Origin of the sequence: Bacillus cereus group sp. BfR-BA-01379, from assembly GCF_022663605.1 — a bacterium.
GTDB lineage: Bacteria > Bacillota > Bacilli > Bacillales > Bacillaceae_G > Bacillus_A > Bacillus_A mobilis.
On record NZ_JAKUFT010000171.1, the window covers coordinates 1 to 1,078 of the forward strand.

A 1,078-nucleotide genomic window follows, 5' to 3' on the forward strand; every position below is an offset into this window, starting at 1 on the left:
TTCAGGAGCTTTCGTTTCAACAAACTGATAGTCTCCTGGACGTAAATCTGGAACAGAGATTTTTCCAGATGCATCTGTCGTCAGATTAATGTGAACATCATTGCCATTACTTAAATCAATGATGTTAAATACTGCGCCTTTAAGGGCAGTGCCATCGACGTCATCCACTTTAGAAAGCTCTACCGCACCTTTAGTTAAACTATTTTTAGCAGTAACAGAAATTGGTTCGGCTTGTCCTTTTTCAATAGTGAAAGGAATCGGTTCTTTATTTAAATCGTAGTGTTTCGGAGCTTTCGTCTCCACGAATTGATAATCACCAGGACGTAAGTTAGAAACGCTAATTTTGCCTTGTGAATTTGTAGTAAGATTCTCGCGAATTACAGTACCCTTCACATCAACAATGTTAAATACTGCGCCTTCAAGAGTAGTACCATCGACGTCGTCCGCTTTAATAAGTTCAACGCCGCCTTTAGTTAAACTATTTTTCATAGTAACAGTAGCAATATTTTTCTGGCTTTTTTCAACTGTAACTACCATTGGCTTTTTGTCTAAATCATAATGTTTAGGAGCCGTTGTTTCGACAAATTGATACGTACCAGGACGTAAGTTTTCAACAATGATTTTTCCTTCACCGTTCGTTTTTAAATCTGTTTTAAGTAATTTACCGTTTTGATCTAGTAAATTAAACACGGCATCGGCAAGCTTTGTTTGATCATTTAAATCATCCACTTTAATTAATTCGATACTACCTTGTTTTAAACTATTTTTAGCGGTTAAAGAAATAGTCTCCTTCTGTCCTTTTTCAATAGTGAAATTGATTGGTGTTTCATCTAAAACGTAATGCTTAGGAGCTTCTATTTCGATGAATTGGTAATCACCAGGACGTAGGTCGTTAATTTCAATTTTCCCCTTACCATTTGTAACAAGGCCTTTATGAATTACAGTACCCTTCATATCAACAATGTTAAATACTGCGCCTTCAAGTTTAGTGCCATCGATGTCATCTACTTTAGAAAGTTCCACTGCACCTTTTGTTAGAGCGTTTTTAGCTGTAACGTGAAGAATTTCAGTTTGGCTT

1 protein-coding gene is annotated in these 1,078 nt (G+C 36.3%); it reads right to left on the reverse strand.

Annotated elements, in window-relative coordinates; genetic code table 11:
- On the reverse strand, positions 1–1,078 hold a 1,078-nt coding region (locus tag MR113_RS27225; RefSeq protein ID WP_277929808.1), incomplete at both ends, for an MSCRAMM family protein.